The sequence below is a fragment of the Lysobacter capsici genome (assembly GCF_014779555.2).
Classification (GTDB): Bacteria; Pseudomonadota; Gammaproteobacteria; order Xanthomonadales; family Xanthomonadaceae; genus Lysobacter; species Lysobacter capsici.
In genome coordinates, this window is sequence record NZ_CP094357.1 from 1,697,811 (window position 1) to 1,714,715 (window position 16,905).

The 16,905-nt window shown below is 66.5% G+C and carries 11 protein-coding genes; 8 read left to right on the forward strand and 3 right to left on the reverse strand.

The window, feature by feature from the left end:
- Nucleotides 1-12 precede the first annotated feature (12 nt).
- The 4 genes from rfbA to IEQ11_RS06920 all read left to right on the forward strand — a co-directional run bounded on the left by rfbA (nt 13) and on the right by IEQ11_RS06920 (nt 4,695).
- Entirely contained in the window at nt 13-897 is an 885-nt protein-coding gene (gene rfbA, locus IEQ11_RS06905; RefSeq protein WP_036101814.1) for a glucose-1-phosphate thymidylyltransferase RfbA, read from the forward strand.
- Between the two features lie 10 nt (nt 898-907).
- Complete coding sequence (gene rfbC / locus IEQ11_RS06910; protein ID WP_191821589.1) at nt 908-1,465, forward strand: dTDP-4-dehydrorhamnose 3,5-epimerase; 558 nt, start codon at nt 908-910, stop codon at nt 1,463-1,465.
- An 11-nt stretch (nt 1,466-1,476) separates the two neighbouring features.
- Nucleotides 1,477-2,379 carry a dTDP-4-dehydrorhamnose reductase gene (gene rfbD, locus IEQ11_RS06915; RefSeq protein WP_191821588.1) on the forward strand — a complete coding sequence of 301 codons (903 nt, stop codon included), beginning with the start codon at nt 1,477-1,479 and terminating at the stop codon, nt 2,377-2,379.
- Nucleotides 2,380-2,676: 297 nt separating this feature from the next.
- Complete coding sequence (locus tag IEQ11_RS06920) at nt 2,677-4,695, forward strand: alpha/beta hydrolase family protein (protein WP_191821587.1); 2,019 nt, start codon at nt 2,677-2,679, stop codon at nt 4,693-4,695.
- A 270-nt stretch (nt 4,696-4,965) separates the two neighbouring features.
- Here the strand turns inward: IEQ11_RS06920 and IEQ11_RS06925 are convergent, their stop codons facing one another.
- On the reverse strand, nt 4,966-6,756 hold the full coding sequence (locus IEQ11_RS06925; protein WP_425494664.1) for a peptide MFS transporter: 1,791 nt from the start codon (nt 6,754-6,756) through the stop codon (nt 4,966-4,968).
- A gap of 389 nt (nt 6,757-7,145) precedes the next feature.
- On the opposite strand from IEQ11_RS06925, the gene IEQ11_RS06930 reads away from it, so the two are divergent.
- The 4 genes from IEQ11_RS06930 (at nt 7,146) to IEQ11_RS06945 (ending at nt 14,145) form a co-directional block, all read left to right on the forward strand.
- A complete protein-coding gene (locus IEQ11_RS06930; RefSeq protein WP_036102120.1) occupies nt 7,146-9,092 on the forward strand; it encodes an OPT family oligopeptide transporter in 1,947 nt (648 codons plus the stop codon).
- Nucleotides 9,093-9,179: 87 nt separating this feature from the next.
- Nucleotides 9,180-11,261 (forward strand): alpha/beta hydrolase family protein, encoded by a 2,082-nt coding sequence (locus IEQ11_RS06935; RefSeq protein WP_191821586.1) that lies wholly within the window; start codon nt 9,180-9,182, stop codon nt 11,259-11,261.
- An 819-nt stretch (nt 11,262-12,080) separates the two neighbouring features.
- Complete coding sequence (locus IEQ11_RS06940) at nt 12,081-13,340, forward strand: DUF819 family protein (protein ID WP_191821585.1); 1,260 nt, start codon at nt 12,081-12,083, stop codon at nt 13,338-13,340.
- 133 nt (nt 13,341-13,473) lie between these two features.
- A complete protein-coding gene (locus tag IEQ11_RS06945) occupies nt 13,474-14,145 on the forward strand; it encodes an SMI1/KNR4 family protein (RefSeq protein WP_191821584.1) in 672 nt (223 codons plus the stop codon).
- Nucleotides 14,146-14,268: 123 nt separating this feature from the next.
- Here the strand turns inward: IEQ11_RS06945 and IEQ11_RS06950 are convergent, their stop codons facing one another.
- Together IEQ11_RS06950 and IEQ11_RS06955 are read right to left on the reverse strand one after the other, a co-directional pair.
- Nucleotides 14,269-14,490 (reverse strand): YbdD/YjiX family protein, encoded by a 222-nt coding sequence (locus IEQ11_RS06950; RefSeq protein ID WP_036101825.1) that lies wholly within the window; start codon nt 14,488-14,490, stop codon nt 14,269-14,271.
- A 1-nt stretch (nt 14,491) separates the two neighbouring features.
- The gene (locus IEQ11_RS06955) at nt 14,492-16,564 is read right to left on the reverse strand and encodes a carbon starvation CstA family protein (protein WP_191821583.1); all 2,073 of its coding nucleotides are present in this window, start codon (nt 16,562-16,564) and stop codon (nt 14,492-14,494) included.
- Nucleotides 16,565-16,905: the final 341 nt, after the last annotated feature.

The window sequence follows — 16,905 nt, forward strand, 5'->3', positions numbered from 1 at the left end:
GAGGAGTTAGGCATGAACCGCAAGGGCATCATCCTCGCCGGCGGCTCCGGCACGCGGCTGTATCCGCTGACCCAGAGCATCAGCAAACAGCTGTTGCCGGTGTACGACAAGCCGATGATCTATTACCCGCTCAGCGTGTTGATGCTGGCGGGCATCCGCGAAGTGCTGATCATCAATACCCCGCACGAGCAGGCGCTGTTCAAGACCCTGCTCGGCGACGGTTCGCGCTGGGGGATGAAGATCGAATACGCGCAGCAGCCCAGCCCGGACGGACTGGCGCAGGCGTATCTGATCGGCCGCGAGTTCCTCGCCGGCCAGCCCAGCTGTCTGGTGCTGGGCGACAACATCTTCCACGGTCCGGGCCTGACCGCGATGCTCAAGCGCGCCGATCAGCGCGAGCACGGCGCGACCGTGTTCGGCTATTGGGTGCGCGATCCGGAGCGCTACGGCGTGGCCGAGTTCGACGCCGACCGCAAGGTCATCGGGCTGGAGGAAAAACCGCTCAAGCCGCGTTCGAACTACGCCGTCACCGGCCTGTATTTCTACGACGGCCGCGCCAGCGACTTCGCCGCGACCTTGAAACCCTCGGCGCGCGGCGAGCTGGAGATCACCGATCTCAATCGCCTGTATTTGGACGAAGGTTCGCTGCATCTGGAACAGCTCGGCCGCGGTTATGCCTGGCTCGACACCGGCACACATCAATCGTTGCTGGAAGCGTCCAACTTCATCGAAACCATCGAAGCGCGCCAGGGCCTGCGCATCTGCTGTCCGGAAGAGATCGCCTGGAACAACGGCTGGATCGATAACGCGCAACTGAGCGAACTGGCCCGGCCGCTGGCCAAGAACGGCTACGGCCAATACCTGCTCGGCCTGGCCGAGCGCGGCTTCGTGCCCTGAGGAAACCGTTTTGAAGATCATCGAAACCGATCTGCCGGGCTGTCTGATCGTCGAACCGCAGGTGTTCGGCGACGCGCGTGGGTATTTCTACGAATCGTTCAATCACGACAAACTGGCGGCGGTGGGGCTGAAGCCGAATTTCGTCCAGGGCAACGTCTCGTCCTCGGCGCGCGGCGTGCTGCGGGGCGTGCATTACCAGTGGCCTAATCCGCAGGGCAAGTACGTGTCGGTGATCGAAGGCGAAGTGTGGGACGTCGCGGTCGACATCCGTCGCGGTTCGCCTCACTTCGGCCGTTGGACCGCTGTGGTGTTGAGCGAAGAGAACAAGCGTCATTTCTGGATTCCCGAAGGCTTCGCCCACGGTTTCGCGGTGCTCAGCGAACGCGCGGTGTTCAGTTATCTGTGCACGAATACCTACGACGCCAAGGCCGATGCCGGCGTGCGCTGGGACGATCCGGATCTGGCGATCGACTGGCCGATCAGCGAGCCCTCGCTGTCGGCCAAGGACACCAACGCGCCTTGGCTCAAGGACATCGCCGAAGAGCGGTTGCCGGTGTACATGCCATGACAGGGCCGGCCATGAAGCTGTTGCTGCTCGGCGGCGACGGCCAGGTCGGTTTCGAATTGCGCCGTTCGCTGGCGCCGCTGGGCGAGGTCGTCGTCACCACTCGCGGCGGGACGCTGGCCGACGGCGGCGCCTGCGAAGCGCTGGATCTGACCCAGATCGACACGATCGAGCCGCTGCTGCGACGCGTGCGCCCCGACTACGTGGTCAACGCCACCGCCTACACCGCGGTGGATCGCGCCGAAACCGAACGCGAACTCGCCTTCATCGTCAACGCGCAGGCGCCGGGCCGGCTGGCCGAGCTGTGCGCGGCCGACGGCATCGGGCTGGTGCATTACTCGACCGACTACGTGTTCGACGGCAGCGGCACCCGGCCTTACCTCGACACCGACCCGACCGGCCCGCTCGGCGCTTACGGTCAGAGCAAACTCGCCGGCGAACAGGCGATCGGCGCCAGCGGCGCGCGTCATCTGATCCTGCGCACCGCCTGGGTCTACGCCACCCGCGGCGGCAACTTCCTGCGCACCATGCTGCGCCTGGGCGCCGAGCGCGAAGAGTTGCGCGTGGTCGCCGACCAGCACGGTTCGCCGACCCCGGCCTGGCTGCTGGCCGATGCGGCCGCGCAAGTGCTGGGGCAGGGCATCGCCGAATCGGGCGTGCGCCACCTGGTCGCCGCCGGCCAGACCAGCTGGCACGGTTTCGCCGAGGCGATCTTCGACGAAGCCCACGCGCGCGGCCTGATCGAACGCAAGCCGCGGGTGCTGCCGATCACCACCGCCGAGTACCCGACCCCGGCCCGCCGTCCGGCCTATTCGGTGCTCGACAGCCGCCATCTGCAGGCCGAGTACGGCCTGACGATTCCGGACTGGCGCGAGGCCTTGCGCACGACCCTGGATCGCGACAGGCTGGGCGCGTAAACCCCGCCCGCGCCCGCGCCGCCTACCTGGGCCCCCTGTAGGAGCGGCGCAAGCCGCGACCGCGAACCCGCCACCGCGACGAAACCCCGCCCACCCGCCGCGCGCCGCGCCATCGCCGATTGTGCCGCCCCCGTCCTCCTGCCTATGATCGCCGCGTCGCGGATGCGACGGCGGTCGCGGGTCCGGGGAGGACGCGGCGGTCGGGATTCGCCGCGCGCACCTTCGCGTACGGTGGATGCACAGGGACTTCGCCGCCTCACGGTTGCGATCGAATCGATACGGTCACAGGGGACCACCATGAACCATCTGCGATGCGCGCTGCTGCTGGCGGGCGTGCTTACGGCCGCCGCCGCCACGTCCGCGTTTGCGGCCACCGAATCGGCCGGCGCCGCCACCGTCGATGTCGACGCCTTCGTCAAGGCCGACACCTTCAGCGACATCAAGCTGTCGCCGACCGGCGAGTTCTACGCCGCCTCGGTGCCGATGGGCGATGAAACCGGCCTGGTGATCTTCACCCGCACCGACATGAAGATGGCCGGCTCGTTCCGGCTCGGCAAGAACAACCACGTCGCCGATTTCGATTGGGTCAGCCCGACCCGGCTGCTGATCAGCATGGCGCAGAAACTCGGTTCGCGCGACGAGCCGATCCCGACCGGCGAGATCTACGCGATCAACGCCAACGGCACCGGCGTCGACGTGCTGGTCGGTTACCGCCTGCAGGTCAACAACACCGGCACCCGCATCCAGCCCAAGAAGGTGGAAGCGGTGGCCGCGTACCTGGTCGACGACCTACCGGACGACGACAAGCGCGTGGTGATCTCTGTGCAGCAGTTCAGCGCCGACGCCTACACCCGCGCCGAGCATCTGGACGTGTTCAGCGGCCGCCGCAACGCGATCACCATCGCGCCGGTGCGCAACGCCGACTACTACACCGACAACGCCGGCGTGGTCCGCTTCGCGCTCGGCTACGGCACCGACTACGTGCGCAAGCTGTTCTATCGCGGCAACGACAAGGCCGATTGGGAACTGCTGCGCTCGGACGATGACGACGAGGGCATGGACATCCCGATCGGCTTCTCCGCCGACAACGTCACCGCGTATTTCCGCAGCGAACAGGCCCAGGGCCCCGACGCGATCGTCGCTTACGACACGGTGGCCAAGACCCGCAAGGAACTGCTGCGCGACAAGGTCGCCGACCCGGCGCGGATCATCTACAAGCTGCGCAGCCACGTGCCGGTCGGGGTGTTCTATTACGACGGCAAGCCGCGCACCGAGTTCTTCGACAAGACCTCGCCCGAAGCGCGCCAGTACCGCAGTCTGGAAGCGGCGTTCGCCGGCGATGCGGTGCGCATCACCTCGCAGACCGACGACGGCAAGCTGGCGCTGGTGCAGGTCTGGAACGACCGCAATCCCGGCGACGTGTACCTGTTCGACAACGAAAGCAAGCATGCCGCGCATGCGGTCAGCCGGCGCGCCTGGTTCGATCCAGCCAAGACCGCGCCGGTGCGCGCGATCACGCTCAAGGCGCGCGATGGCCTGAGCCTGTCGGGCCTGTTGACCACGCCCAACGGCAGCAGCGGCAAGTCGTTGCCGCTGGTGGTGATGCCGCACGGCGGTCCGTTCGAGATCCAGGACATGTGGCACTTCGACGACGACCCGCAGTTGCTCGCGGCCGCCGGTTACGCGGTGCTGCAGCTCAATTTTCGCGGCTCGGGCGGTTACGGCCGCGCGTTCCTGCACGCGGGCAAGCGCGAGTGGGGCGGCAAGATGCAGGACGATCTGACCGACGCGACGCGCTGGGCGATCGAGCAGGGCATCGCCGATCCCTCGCGCATCTGCCTGTACGGCGCCAGCTACGGCGGCTACGCCTCGCTGATGGGCGTGGCCAAGGAACCGACCCTGTACAAGTGCGCGGCCGGCTATGTCGGCGTGTACGACCTGCCGATGATGCACACCACCGGCGACGTGCAAAAGCGCGGCTCGGGCGAAAGCTATCTGCGCAGCTGGCTCGGCCCGCCGGAGACGCTCGACAAGGTCTCGCCCACGCGTCTGGCCGACCGGATCAAGGTGCCGGTGTTCCTCGCCGCGGGCGGCGAAGACCAGCGCGCGCCGCAGGCGCACAGCGAGAAGATGGAGAAAGCGCTGCGTCAGGCCGGGGTGCCGGTGGAGACGCTGTACTACAAGACCGAAGGCCATGGCTTCTACGAGGAAGCGCACAAGCGCGAGTTCTATTCGCGGTTGCTGGCGTTTTTGTCGCGGTCGTTGGGCGGCAAGACCGCGGCGCCGGCCAAGGTTGAGGCGGCGGGGAAGAAATGATTTCGGTTGTAGGCCGTAAGCCGTGAGCGATAGGCGGTAAGTCGCGGAACGGGCCGCGCGATCGGCGACGGCGCGGGTGAAGGTGGTTTCGTCGTGGTTGCGGATTCGCGGTCGCGGCTCGCGCCGCTCCTACAGCTAGCCCATGTAGGAGCGGCGCGAGCCGCGACCGCGACAATAAAAAAACGGCGCCGCCCGGCGCCGTTTTCGTTCTACAAAATCCGAATCCCGAATCCCGAATCCCGAATCCCGAATCCCGAATCGCGGCACCAATCACTTCAACCCGTGCATCCACCGCTTAAGCAACGGCGCCAACAACAAAAACAGCACGCCCGACCCGATCCCCAACCACATCAGCATCGAGAACAGTTCGCCGTACTTGACCGAAGCCGCCGCCATATCGATCGCACCGCCTTCGGGAATCTCGACCGACGCGATCTTCGCGAACTGCGCCGCCAGCACTTCCGAAAACGCGGTCGCCAGCCAGAACGCGCCCATCATCAGCCCGACCACGCGCGCGACCGACAGCTGGGTCACCGCCGACAGGCCGATCGGCGACAGGCACATCTCGCCGACTTCGAGAATGAAATACGCCGCGACCAGATACCACACGCTGGCCATCTCGCCGCCGCCGGACACCTTGGCCGCGGCCATCAGCGGCAGGAACGACAGGCCGGCGAAGATCAGGCCCAGCGACATCGTCAGCGGCTTGCTCGGGTTGCGGCCCTTGCGCGCCAGCCACGGCCACAACCACGAGAACAACGGCGCCAGCACCACGATGAAGAACGCGCCCAGATACGTCAGCGAACCGGCGGTCTGCGGCACCAGCACCACGTCGTGCGCGGTCGCCAGGGCCAGGCCGAGGGTCAACACGCCGACCAGCGCCTTGGCCAGACCGTCGCGGCCGCGATCGCTGGCGGTCAGCGCGGCGATCATCAGCGGCGGGCTCAGCGCCATCGAGAACAGCGACCACGGCAACGTCGGCGAATACTGGCCCAGCGCCATGCCGAACATGTCCTTGGTCATCAGCCGGTCGTTGAACGTCACCCACGAGCCGTAGGTCTGCTCGTACAGGGTGAAGAAGATCAGCACCGCGAAGATCAGGATCACCAGCGCGAGCATGCGTTCGCGTTCGACCCGGTCGCAGCCGCGCGCGATGAAGCCGAAGAACCAGATCAGGAACACCAGCAAGGTCGCGAGCATGATCCCCAGCGCGGCGGTGAAACTCAGGCTGCCGATGGCGAGGGTGACCTGCGAGGCGACCTGGATCGTGCCCCACAGCACCAGCACGCCGAGCGCGGTGCCCAGATAGATCCACAGCTCGCGCGACAGCCTGAAAGCGGCCGGGCCGACTTTCTCGCGCAGCCTGGCTGGTTCGGCCGGCTCGGCGTGGCCGTGCAGATAGCGCTGGCCCCACAGGAACATCGCCAGGCCCGCGATCATGCCGATGCCGGCCGCGCCGAAGCCGTATTTCCAGCCGTAGGTTTCGCCGAGGAAGGCGCAGATCAGCGCCGAGAACAGCGCGCCGACGTTGATGCCGGCGTAGAACAGGGTGAAGCCCGAGTCGCGGCGCGGATCGTCGAGCGCGTACAGCTTGCCGACGATGGTCGAGATGTTCGGCTTGAGGAACCCCACGCCGCCGATGATCAGCGCCAGCGACAGGTAGAACACCTGCAGCGCGGTTTCGTCGCGCACCACCACGCCGTTGACCAGCTTCGCCGCGTGGCCCTCGTAGGCCATGCCCAGGTGGCCGAGCACCAGCAGCACGCCGCCGAGCACCACCGCCTTGCGCATGCCCAGGTAGCGATCGGCCAGCAGGCCGCCGATCACCGGCACCGCGTAGACCAGGCCGCCGTAGGCGCCGATCAGGTCGTAGCCGGCGTCGTCGCCGAACAGGTGGTACTTCAGCAAGTACAGCAGCAGCAGCGCTTTCATTCCGTAGAACGAAAAGCGCTCCCACATCTCGGTGAAGAAGCACACGTACAGGCCCTTGGGGTGGCCGAGGAAGTCGTTGCCGCGGGGCGCGGCGGGCGCCGGGGTCGACAGGGTGCTGGCTGCGGGCACGAGTGGATTCCCTTCGGTCCGGGAGCGGGCCGGGACGCGGAGTATAGGGTTATGGACGATAGCGGCCCTCATCCGGCCTGTCGGCCACCTTCTCCCGCAGGCGGGGTGAGGGGCCGCGCTTGCGAGCCACTGGCTCGCGCGGCACCGAACGCCCGAACGCTATGCGTTCGGGCCGGGAGGTTGGAGTCGCCCCCATCCACCGTTACCACTTTCCCCAGCCAAATCCGGAAAAACCCCGCATTTGCCCAATCCCGCCTTTTGCCGCACTGCACTTTTACAGCGGCCCGCGGCGGATGCGATCATCGGCGGATTGCGTGGCGCCCGGCCCCTGGCGGCCGGGTCCGCCCATACACCGCCGCACTGCCCGATCACCCGCGATGGAGACGCCGATGGCCTCGTCCGCACAACCGCAATTGACCCTCCGAGCCGTCCTGCTATCCGTCTTCCTGGCGGTGATCCTGGCTGCAGCCAATGCCTACCTGGGCCTGTTCGCCGGCCTCACCATCGCCACCGCGATCCCCGCCGCCGTGATCTCGATGGGCGTGCTGCGCCTGCTCGGCGGCGGCACGATCCTGGAAAACAACATCGTCCAGACCGGCGCCTCGGCCGGCTCCTCGATCGCCGCCGGCGTGATCTTCACGATCCCGGCGCTGGTCATCCTGGGCTACTGGCAGGACTTCCGTTACTCCTGGGTGCTCGCGATCGCCGGCCTGGGCGGCCTGCTCGGCGTGCTGTTCTCGGTGCCGCTGCGCCGGTCGATGATCGTCGAAGACCCGCTGCCCTTCCCGGAAGGCAAGGCCGCGGCCGAAGTGCTCAAGGCCGGCGAAAACCCCGGCCCGGGCCTGAAGATCCTCGGCCTGGCCGGCGGCATCGGCGCGCTGGTCAAGCTCGCCGCCGAAAGCGGCATGCGCCTGATCCCCGACAACGCCATCGCCTCGGGCTGGCTGGGCAAGTACCTGGGCTTCATGGGCACCAACCTGTCGCCGGCGCTGCTCGGCGTGGGCTACATCGTCGGCCTCAACGTCGGCATCGTGGTGCTGTCGGGCAGCGTGCTGTCGTGGCAGTTCGCGATTCCGATCTATCACGCCTTCTTCCTCAACTCCGATCCCGAACTCGCCGCGCGCATCGTCGACGGCAGCGCCGAGCAGATCGGCCGCGCGATCTGGTCGGCCAAGGTGCGCTATCTGGGCGTGGGCACGATGCTGATCGGCGGCGTGTGGACCTTGTTCTCGCTGCGCAAGTCGCTGCTGTCGGGCGTCAAGAGCGGTCTGGCCGCGGCGCGCAAGGGCACCAGCGGCGTGGTCGCCGAAACCGATCGCGACCTGCCGATGAAGTGGATGCTGATCGCGCTGGTCGCGTTCGTGATGCCGCTGCTGCTGCTGTATCAGGCCATCGTCGGCAACTGGTTCGTCAGCGTGCCGATGACCATCATCATGATCGTCGCCGGTTTTCTGTTCGTGTCGGTGTCGGCCTACCTGGCCGGCCTGATCGGTTCGTCCAACAACCCGGTTTCGGGCATCACCATCTCGACCATCCTGTTCGCCTCGGCGGTGCTGGTGCTGATGCTCGGCCGCGACTCGCCGATCGGCGCCGTCGCCGCGATCATGATCGGCGCGGTGGTGTGCTGCGCGGCGGCGGTCGGCGGCGACAATCTGCAGGATCTCAAGGCCGGTTACATCGTCGGCGCGACGCCGTGGAAGCAGCAGCTCATGCTCGGCATCGGCACGTTCTCGTGCGCGCTGATCATGGCGCCGATCCTCAACCTGCTCGCCGCGGCCTACGGCATCGGCGCGCCGACGCCGGAGCATCCGAATTCGCTGGCCGCGCCGCAGGCAACGCTGATGGCGTCGGTCGCCAAGGGCATGTTCGGCGGCGAACTGCCGTGGACGATGATCGGCATCGGCGCCGGCATCGGCGTGGTCATCATCGCCTTCGACGAATGGCTCAAGTCGCGCAAGTTCAAGTTCCGCGTGCCGGTGCTGGCCGCGGCGATCGGCATCTACCTGCCGCTGGAACTGATGGTGCCGATCTTCCTCGGCGGCCTGCTGTCGCACATCGTCGGCCGCCGTCGCGGCCTGACCAAGCACAGCGACGAAGCCGAGGTCGATCGCGTGCATCGTCCCGGTACCTTGTTCGCGGCCGGCCTGATCACGGGTGAAGCGCTGATGGGTATCGCGATCGCGTTCCCGATCGTGATCTCGACCCGCGCCGACGTGCTGGCGCTGCCCGAGCGGTTCCACTTCGGCGCCGGTATCGGCCTGCTGGTGCTCGCGGCGGTGGTGTGGCTGTTCTACCGCAGCAGCCGCAACGCGCCGGTGCCCGCGCCGAGCGCCTGATCCCTGCGACGGCCCGGCGCGATGCCGGGCCGTTCCTGTTTCTGTCGCGTGCTCGCGCACGCCTTCGATAACGCTAGAGGTTTCGCCATGACGCCACGCCACGCACTCCTGCCGATGGCCCTGCTGCTGGCCTGCGCATCCGCGCCGGCCCTGTCCCTCACGCCGCCGCTCGCGCGCGGCCTGGAAGTGCGCGACCTGGCCGCGATGGACCGGTTCTCTTCGCCGACCCTGTCGCCCGACGGCCGCCAACTGGTGTTCGCCAAGCGCGTGGTCGATTTCGGCGCCAACAAGTCCTCGACCTCGCTGTGGATCGAAGACCTGTTCGCGCGCGATGCGGCGCCGCCCAAGCGCTTGACCCCGGACGGCTGGAACGTCAATTCGCCGGCGTTTTCCGCCGACGGCAAGACCGTGTACTTCCTCAGCAGCAAGGGCGGCAGCTCGCAGCTGTATTCGCTGCCGCTGAGCGGCGGCACGCCCAAGCAGGTCACCGCGTTCGACGGCGACGTCGGCGGTTTCCAGCTCTCGCCCGACGGCAAGCGCGTGGCGTTCAACGCCGAGGCCTATGTCGATTGCGCGGCCGACCTGGCCTGCAGCAAGAAGAAGCTCGACGCGGCCGAGAAGAGCAAGGTCAGCGGCAAGGTGTTCGACCGCATGTTCGTGCGCCACTGGGATACCTGGAACGACGGCCGCCTTAACCGCCTGTTCGTGACCGATCTGCCTGCGGCCGGCAAGACCGTCAACAGCGCCAAGCTGGTCAGCGGCGAAGTGATCGGCGACGTGCCCTCGCGTCCGTTCGGCGACAGCAGCGAATACACCTGGTCGCCCGACAGCCAGTCGCTGGTGTTCAGCGCGCGCGCGGCCGATGCGAAGGAACCGTGGTCGACCAATTTCGACCTGTACCTGGTCGGCGCCGACGGCGGCGCGGCCAGGAACCTGACCGCGTCGAACCCGGCCTGGGACACCGGCGCGGTGTTCGGCAAGGACGGCAAGACCTTGTACTACCGCGCGATGAAGCGCCCGGGTTTCGAAGCGGATCGTTTCGGCCTGTTCGAACTCGACCTGGCCAGCGGCAAGGCGCGCGAGATCGCGCCGCAGTGGGATCGTTCGGCCAGCGGCATCGTGCTGTCCGACGACGGCAAGACCATCTACACCACCGCCGAGGACCTGGGCCGGCAGCCGCTGTTCGGCGTCGACATCGCCAGCGGCAAGGCGAGCGAGCTGATCGCCGACGGCACCGTCGGTTCGCCGGTGCTGGCCGGCAAGACGTTTGCGTTCACCCGCAACAGCCTCAAGAGCGGCGACCAGATCTTCGTCGGCGGCCTCGACGGCGCGCCGCAGCGCGCGATCACCCCGAGCGCTAGCGAACTGCTGCCGGGCGTGAAGTTCGGCGAGGCCGAACAGTTCGAGTTCAAGGGCTGGAACGGCGACACCGTGCATGGCTACGTGGTCAAGCCGTGGAATTACCAGGAAGGCCAGAAGTACCCGGTCGCGTTCCTGATCCACGGCGGCCCGCAGGGCAGCTTCGGCGACGGCTGGAGCTATCGCTGGAACCCGCAGACCTACACCGGCCAGGGCTATGCGGTGGTCATGATCGACTTCCACGGCTCCACCGGTTACGGCCAGGCCTTCACCGATGCGATCAGCCAGCATTGGGGCGACCGTCCGCTGGAAGACCTGCAGAAGGGCTGGGCCGCGGCGCAGAAGAAGTATTCCTTCCTCAACGGCGACAAGGCCTGCGCGCTGGGCGCGTCGTACGGCGGCTTCATGGTCAACTGGATCGCCGGCAACTGGCAGCAACCGTGGAAGTGCCTGGTCAGCCACGACGGCGTGTTCGACCAGCGCATGATGGGTTACGCGACCGAAGAGCTGTGGTTCACCGAGTGGGAGCAGGGCGGTACGCCGTTCGATGTTCCGAAAAACTACGAGAAGTTCAATCCGGTCAATCACGTCAAGGACTGGAAGGTGCCGATGCTGGTGATCCATGGCCAGCTCGATTACCGCATCCCGGTCGAACAGGGCCTGGGCGTGTTCACCGCCTTGCAGCGTCAGGGCATCGAGTCCAAGTTCCTGTACTTCCCGGACGAGAACCACTGGGTGCTCAAGCCGCAGAACAGCGTGCTGTGGCACGACACGGTCAATGGTTGGCTGAAGCAGCACATCGGTCAGTAAGCGCCCGCACCGCGCCGTTCCCGCGAAGGCCGCCCACGGGCGGCCTTCGTCGTTGTGGGGCATATGCGTGGCTTCGATCCCCACTGTAGGAGCGGCGCGAGCCGCGACCGCGAAACCTCAGATGCGTCGTAACTGCGATGCCGCGATCGCGGCTCACGCCTCTCCTTCAGGGGGCTATCGTCGCAACGATGGAAGAACGACAGCTGCGCCGCGTTGGGCGCCGTTTCCCGCGAGGGTTGCGCCTTGTCCGGTTCCGACTGTAGGAGCGGCGCGAGCCGCGACCGCGAAACTCGCTTGCGTCGTAACTGCGATGCCGCGGTCGCGGCTCACGCCGCTCCTACAGGGGGCTATTGTCGCAACGATGGAAGGACGACAGCTGTGCCGCGTTGCGCGCCGTTTCCCGCGAGGGTTGTGCGTTGTCCGGTTCCGACTGTAGGAGCGGCGTGAGCCGCGACCGCGACACCTCATATGCGTCGTATGTGTGAGGTCGCGGTCGCGGCTCACGCCGCTCCTGCAGGGGCTATCGTGGTAACGATGGAAGGACGACAGCTGCGCCGCGTTGGGCGCCGTTTCCCGCGAGGGTTGCGCCTTGTCCGGTTCCGACTGTAGGAGCGGCGTAAGCCGCGACCGCGAAACCTCAAATGCGTCGTATGCGCGATGCCGCGATCGCGGCTCACGCCGCTCCTACAGGAGGCGGCCGTGGCAACGACATGCGGCAACCGTTTCGCCACCTGAACTCGCGGCATCACCCCACCGGCCCTTGCCCCGTCCGGTCGATCCGAAGTAAAAGCGATCACACCAACGCACGAGACACCCGGCATGCCCGAAACCGCCCACACGGCGCTCATCAGCAACGACATCGTCGTCCTCGGCCTGATCGCCGCCACCCTGGGCCTGGTGTTCTGGACCTCGTCGAAGCAGACCGGCTTCTGGAAAAAGTTCTACACCTTCGTGCCGGCGCTGCTGCTGTGCTATTTCATCCCGGGCATCTACAACACCGTCGGCCTGGTCGACGGCGAAAACACCAAGCTCTACAACCCGGTCGCCAGCCGCGTGCTGCTGCCGGCGGCGCTGGTGCTGCTGACCCTGACCATCGACCTCAAGGGCGTGCTCAAGCTCGGCCCCAAGCTGCTGCTGATGTACGCGGTGTCCTCGCTCAGCGTGATGCTCGGCGCGATCGTCGCCTTCGTCGCGATGCGCGCGTTCCATCCCGAAACCGTGTCCGGCGACACCTGGGGGGGCATGGCGGCTCTGGCCGGCAGCTGGATCGGCGGCGGCGCCAACATGCTGGCGATGAAGGAGATCTTCCAGGTCGATGCGACCACCTTCGGCCAGTTCGCCGTGGTCGACGTCGGCGTGGGCTACGTGTGGATGGCGGTGCTGATCTTCCTCGCCAGCCGCGCCAAGCAGATCGACGAGCGCAGCGGCGCCGACACCTCGGGCATCGAGGAACTCAAGCAGCGCATCGAAAGTTTCCAGGCTCAGCACCAGCGCATCGCCAGCCTGACCGATCTGGCGATGATCATCGGCATCGCCTTCGGCGTGGTCGGCCTGGCGCATGCGATCGCCACGCCGCTGTCGGGCTGGTTCGCCGCGAACGTGTCGTGGGCGCGCACGGTCAGCCTGCACGAACCGTTCTTCTGGGTGGTCGCGGTATCGACCTTCGCCGGCCTGGCACTGAGCTTCACCCGCGCGCGCGAACTCGAAGGCGCGGGCGCGTCGAAGATCGGCAGTCTGCTGCTGTATTTCCTGATCGCCTGCATCGGCTTGCAGATGGATATTCTGGCCTTGCTCGACAAACCGTGGCTGTTCGCGCTGGGCCTGATCTGGATCAGCGTGCATATCGCGATCCTGTGGGGCGTCGGCCGCTTGCTGCGGGTGCCGTTCTTCTATTTCGCGATCGGCTCGCAGAGCAACATCGGCGGCCCGGCTTCGGCGCCGGTGGTGGCGTCGGCGTTCCATCCGTCGCTGGCGCCGGTGGGCGCGTTGCTGGGTACGCTGGGTTACGCGACCGGGACGGGATTGGCGTACATCGTCGGCATCACCTTGCGTTCGCTCGCGGGCGCTGCGCCTGCCTGAAGTCCGACTGTAGGAGCGGCGCGAGCCGCGACCGCGACATCGCGCATACGACGCACGTGATGTTTCGCGGTCGCCGCTTGCGCCGCTCCTACATCTCGCTTGTCCGCAACCTCATTGCTTCTGACCTACAGCCATGACCTACGAGTCGTTAGCCGCACGCACCGGTATCCCCCTGCCACCGACGTTCGCCCGCCTGATCGCCGACGGCAAGACCCGCTACGGCGAAAATCTCGACGATTGGAAGGCGAACTGGAGCGACTACACCCTGCGCGCGCAGCCGCTGCTTTCGTGCGCCTACGATCTGGAATGGATCGGTCCGGAGCAGGCCGAAGAGATCGCCGAGGCCTGGCTCAATCCGGGTTTTCAGCACGCGCGCGCATTCGTGCCGTTCGCGATTTCCGGCGCCGGCGATGCCTATTGCCTGATGACGACCGCCGCGGGCACGATCGCGGTCGCACTGGTCTGGCACGATCGCGACGACAGCGCGATAGAAACGGCGTCGTTCGAACATTTCGTTTTCACCAAACTGGTGGAGAGTGCCGCCGATTTCGAACACCTGCTGGACGATTTTTCGCCCGCTCAGGCGCGCGAGTGCGTCCTGGCCAATATGCGAGCCGCTGCCGCGTATCTGCCCGCGAACTTGAATCACGCCCTGGCGGCGTTGATCTCGTCGCAACTGCCGGATGACGAAAGCGATAGCGCCATGATCTCGCAGGTGACAGCGCAAGCGGCTTTCGGCGTGCTGCCTGCATTCGCGCAGGAGCGCTTTGCGGTGGTGCCGCGCTGGCACTGCAATGAGCGTTGATGCGCGGGGCGTTGGCGCTTGATCGTCGTACGCCATGATGCCGACGGCCATCGAGTGCATCGATAATCGCGCAAAACAAAGGCCGCCCTCGGGCGGCCTTTCGTCATCCACGTGCCTGTGCGTTCAACAACATCCGATCCGCCCGCCGCCATAGCGCGCATCCTGCCGCTGGCGAAAGAACGTCGCGTAATCCGGGATCGGCCGCTCGGGATGTTTCTCCATCATGTGCCGGACATAGTTGTCGTAGTCCGGCACGCCGCAGCACAGCCGCGCGGTCTGCACCAGGCGGCGCCAGGTGCGCTTGTATAACTGATATTGGCTGGCGGGTACGAGTGCGGTGCCCATGTCAGTGGTCCGCCATCTGCGCGGGCGTCATCGTCACGTACGGCGATTCGCGATCGCTGCGCTGCGGATTGGCGCGCGCCTTGAGGATCGCGCCGATCGCGTACACCAGCACCGAGAACACCACGAACAGGAACAGCAGGGTCAGGCCGGTGTTGACGTAGCTGTTGACCATGATCTGCTGCATCTGCTCGATGCTCTTGGCCGGCGCGACCACTTCGCCCTTGGCGATCGCGTCCTGGTACTTGTGCGCCTGGGCGAGGAAGCCGACCGACGGGTTGCTGTGGAAGATCTTGATGAAACCCGCGGCGGTGGTGCAGATCAGCAGCCACGCGGTCGGCAGCATGGTGACCCAGGCGTAGCGATCGCGTTTCATCTTGAACAGCACCACCGTGCACAGCATCAACGCGATGCCGGCGAGCATCTGGTTGGCGATGCCGAACAACGGCCACAAGGTGTTGATGCCGCCGAGCGGATCGACCACGCCCTGATACAGGAAGTAACCCCACAACGCGACGCAGCCGCCGGTGGCGAGCAGGTTCGGGCCCCAGGCCTCGGTGCGGCGCAGCGCCGGCACGAAGCTGCCGAGCAGGTCCTGCAGCATGAAGCGGCCGGCGCGGGTGCCGGCATCGACCGCGGTCAGGATGAACAAGGCTTCGAACAGGATCGCGAAGTGATACCAGAACGCCATCGTGTTCTCGCCCGGCAACACGTTGTGCAGGATCTGGGCGATGCCGACCGCGAGCGTCGGCGCGCCGCCGGCGCGGGCGAGGATGGTGTGTTCGCCGATGTCCTTGGCCGTGGTCTCGAGCATTTCCGGGGTGACGCTGAAGCCCCAGCCGCTTATCGTCTGCGCGACCGCGTGCACGTCGGTGCCGACCAGGGCGGCGGGACTGTTCATCGCGAAGTACACGCCCGGCTCGATCACCGAGGCGGCCACCAGCGCCATGATCGCGACGAAGGATTCCATCAGCATGCCGCCGTAGCCGATGTAGCGCATGTGGCCTTCATTGGCGAGCAGCTTGGGCGTGGTGCCCGAGGAGATCAGCGCATGGAAACCCGACACCGCGCCGCAGGCGATGGTGATGAACAGGAACGGGAACAGCCCGCCTTTCCACACCGGGCCGGTGCCGTCGGTGAACTGGGTCAGCGCCGGCATGCGCAGGTCGGGCATCACGATCACGATGCCGATCGCCAGCGCGATGATGGTGCCGATCTTCAAGAACGTGGACAGATAATCGCGCGGCGCCAGCACCAGCCACACCGGCAACACCGCGGCGACGAAGCCGTAGCCGATCAGCATCCAGGTGATCTGGGTGCCGGTGAAGGTGAAGCGCGGGCCCCACACCGGATCGGCCGCGATCACCCCGCCGTACCAGATCGCCGCGAGCAGCAGGATCAGGCCGACCACCGAGATTTCGCCGATCTTGCCCGGGCGGATGTAGCGCATGTACACGCCCATCATCACCGCGATCGGCAAGGTCGCCATCACCGTGAACATGCCCCACGGACTTTCCGCGAGCGCCTTGACCACGATCATCGCCAGCACCGCGAGGATGATGATCATGATCAGGAACGCGCCGAACAGGGCGATGGTGCCGGGGATGCGGCCCATCTCCTCGCGCACCAGATCGCCGAGCGAACGGCCGTTGCGGCGGCTGGAGACGAACAGGACCATGAAGTCCTGCACCGCGCCGGCCAGGACCACGCCGACGATCAGCCACAGCAGCCCGGGCAGGTAGCCCATCTGCGCGGCGAGCACCGGCCCGACCAGCGGCCCGGCGCCGGCGATCGCGGCGAAGTGGTGGCCGAACAGCACGTGCTTGTTGGTCGGGACGTAGTCCAGGCCGTCGTTGTTGAGGACCGCGGGCGTGGCCCGGGTCGTATCGATCTGCATCACCTTGTTGGCGATGAACAGGGAGTAGTAGCGGTACGCGACCAGATAGATCGACACCGCCGCGACCACGATCCACAGCGCGTTGATGTGTTCGCCGCGCCGCAGCGCGATCGTGCCGAGGCAGAACGCCCCGAGAACTGCCAGGGCCGCCCAGCCCACCTTGCCGATGCCACCTTTCATGACGACCCTCCCGGTTTTTCAACTACCGAAGCGTCGCCCCTGCGTCCAGGCGGGTCAATGCGCAGTGCGGCAAAGCGGCACTAATTGGGCTGATACTTTGGTCTTAGGTGGGAGGTTCGGGGCCGTTTGAGGAGATGCGGGAAGCTGCCGCCTTCGCCTTCGCCTTCGCCTACGCTGTTCGCCGTTGCTGTTCCCCCCTTTGGAAAAGGGGGGCAGGGGGGATTCGCTTTTTACTTCAACAGCTGCATCGCCCTGATGGAAAAGCAAATCCCCCGGCGCATTGGATTTCTTTCGGCGCACACAGCGGCGCAGGCGCCAGCCCCCTTTTTCAAAGGGGGCGA

Bases quoted from the DNA above. Each gene is read 5' to 3' on its own strand.
- rfbA (WP_036101814.1), top strand. From the start codon at position 13: ATGAACCGCAAGGGCATCATCCTCGCCGGCGGCTCCGGCACGCGGCTG.
- rfbD (WP_191821588.1), top strand. From the start codon at position 1,477: ATGAAGCTGTTGCTGCTCGGCGGCGACGGCCAGGTCGGTTTCGAATTG.
- IEQ11_RS06920 (WP_191821587.1), top strand. From the start codon at position 2,677: ATGAACCATCTGCGATGCGCGCTGCTGCTGGCGGGCGTGCTTACGGCC.
- IEQ11_RS06930 (WP_036102120.1), top strand. From the start codon at position 7,146: ATGGCCTCGTCCGCACAACCGCAATTGACCCTCCGAGCCGTCCTGCTA.
- IEQ11_RS06935 (WP_191821586.1), top strand. From the start codon at position 9,180: ATGACGCCACGCCACGCACTCCTGCCGATGGCCCTGCTGCTGGCCTGC.
- IEQ11_RS06940 (WP_191821585.1), top strand. From the start codon at position 12,081: ATGCCCGAAACCGCCCACACGGCGCTCATCAGCAACGACATCGTCGTC.
- IEQ11_RS06945 (WP_191821584.1), top strand. From the start codon at position 13,474: ATGACCTACGAGTCGTTAGCCGCACGCACCGGTATCCCCCTGCCACCG.
- IEQ11_RS06950 (WP_036101825.1), bottom strand. From the start codon at position 14,490: ATGGGCACCGCACTCGTACCCGCCAGCCAATATCAGTTATACAAGCGC.
- IEQ11_RS06955 (WP_191821583.1), bottom strand. From the start codon at position 16,564: ATGAAAGGTGGCATCGGCAAGGTGGGCTGGGCGGCCCTGGCAGTTCTC.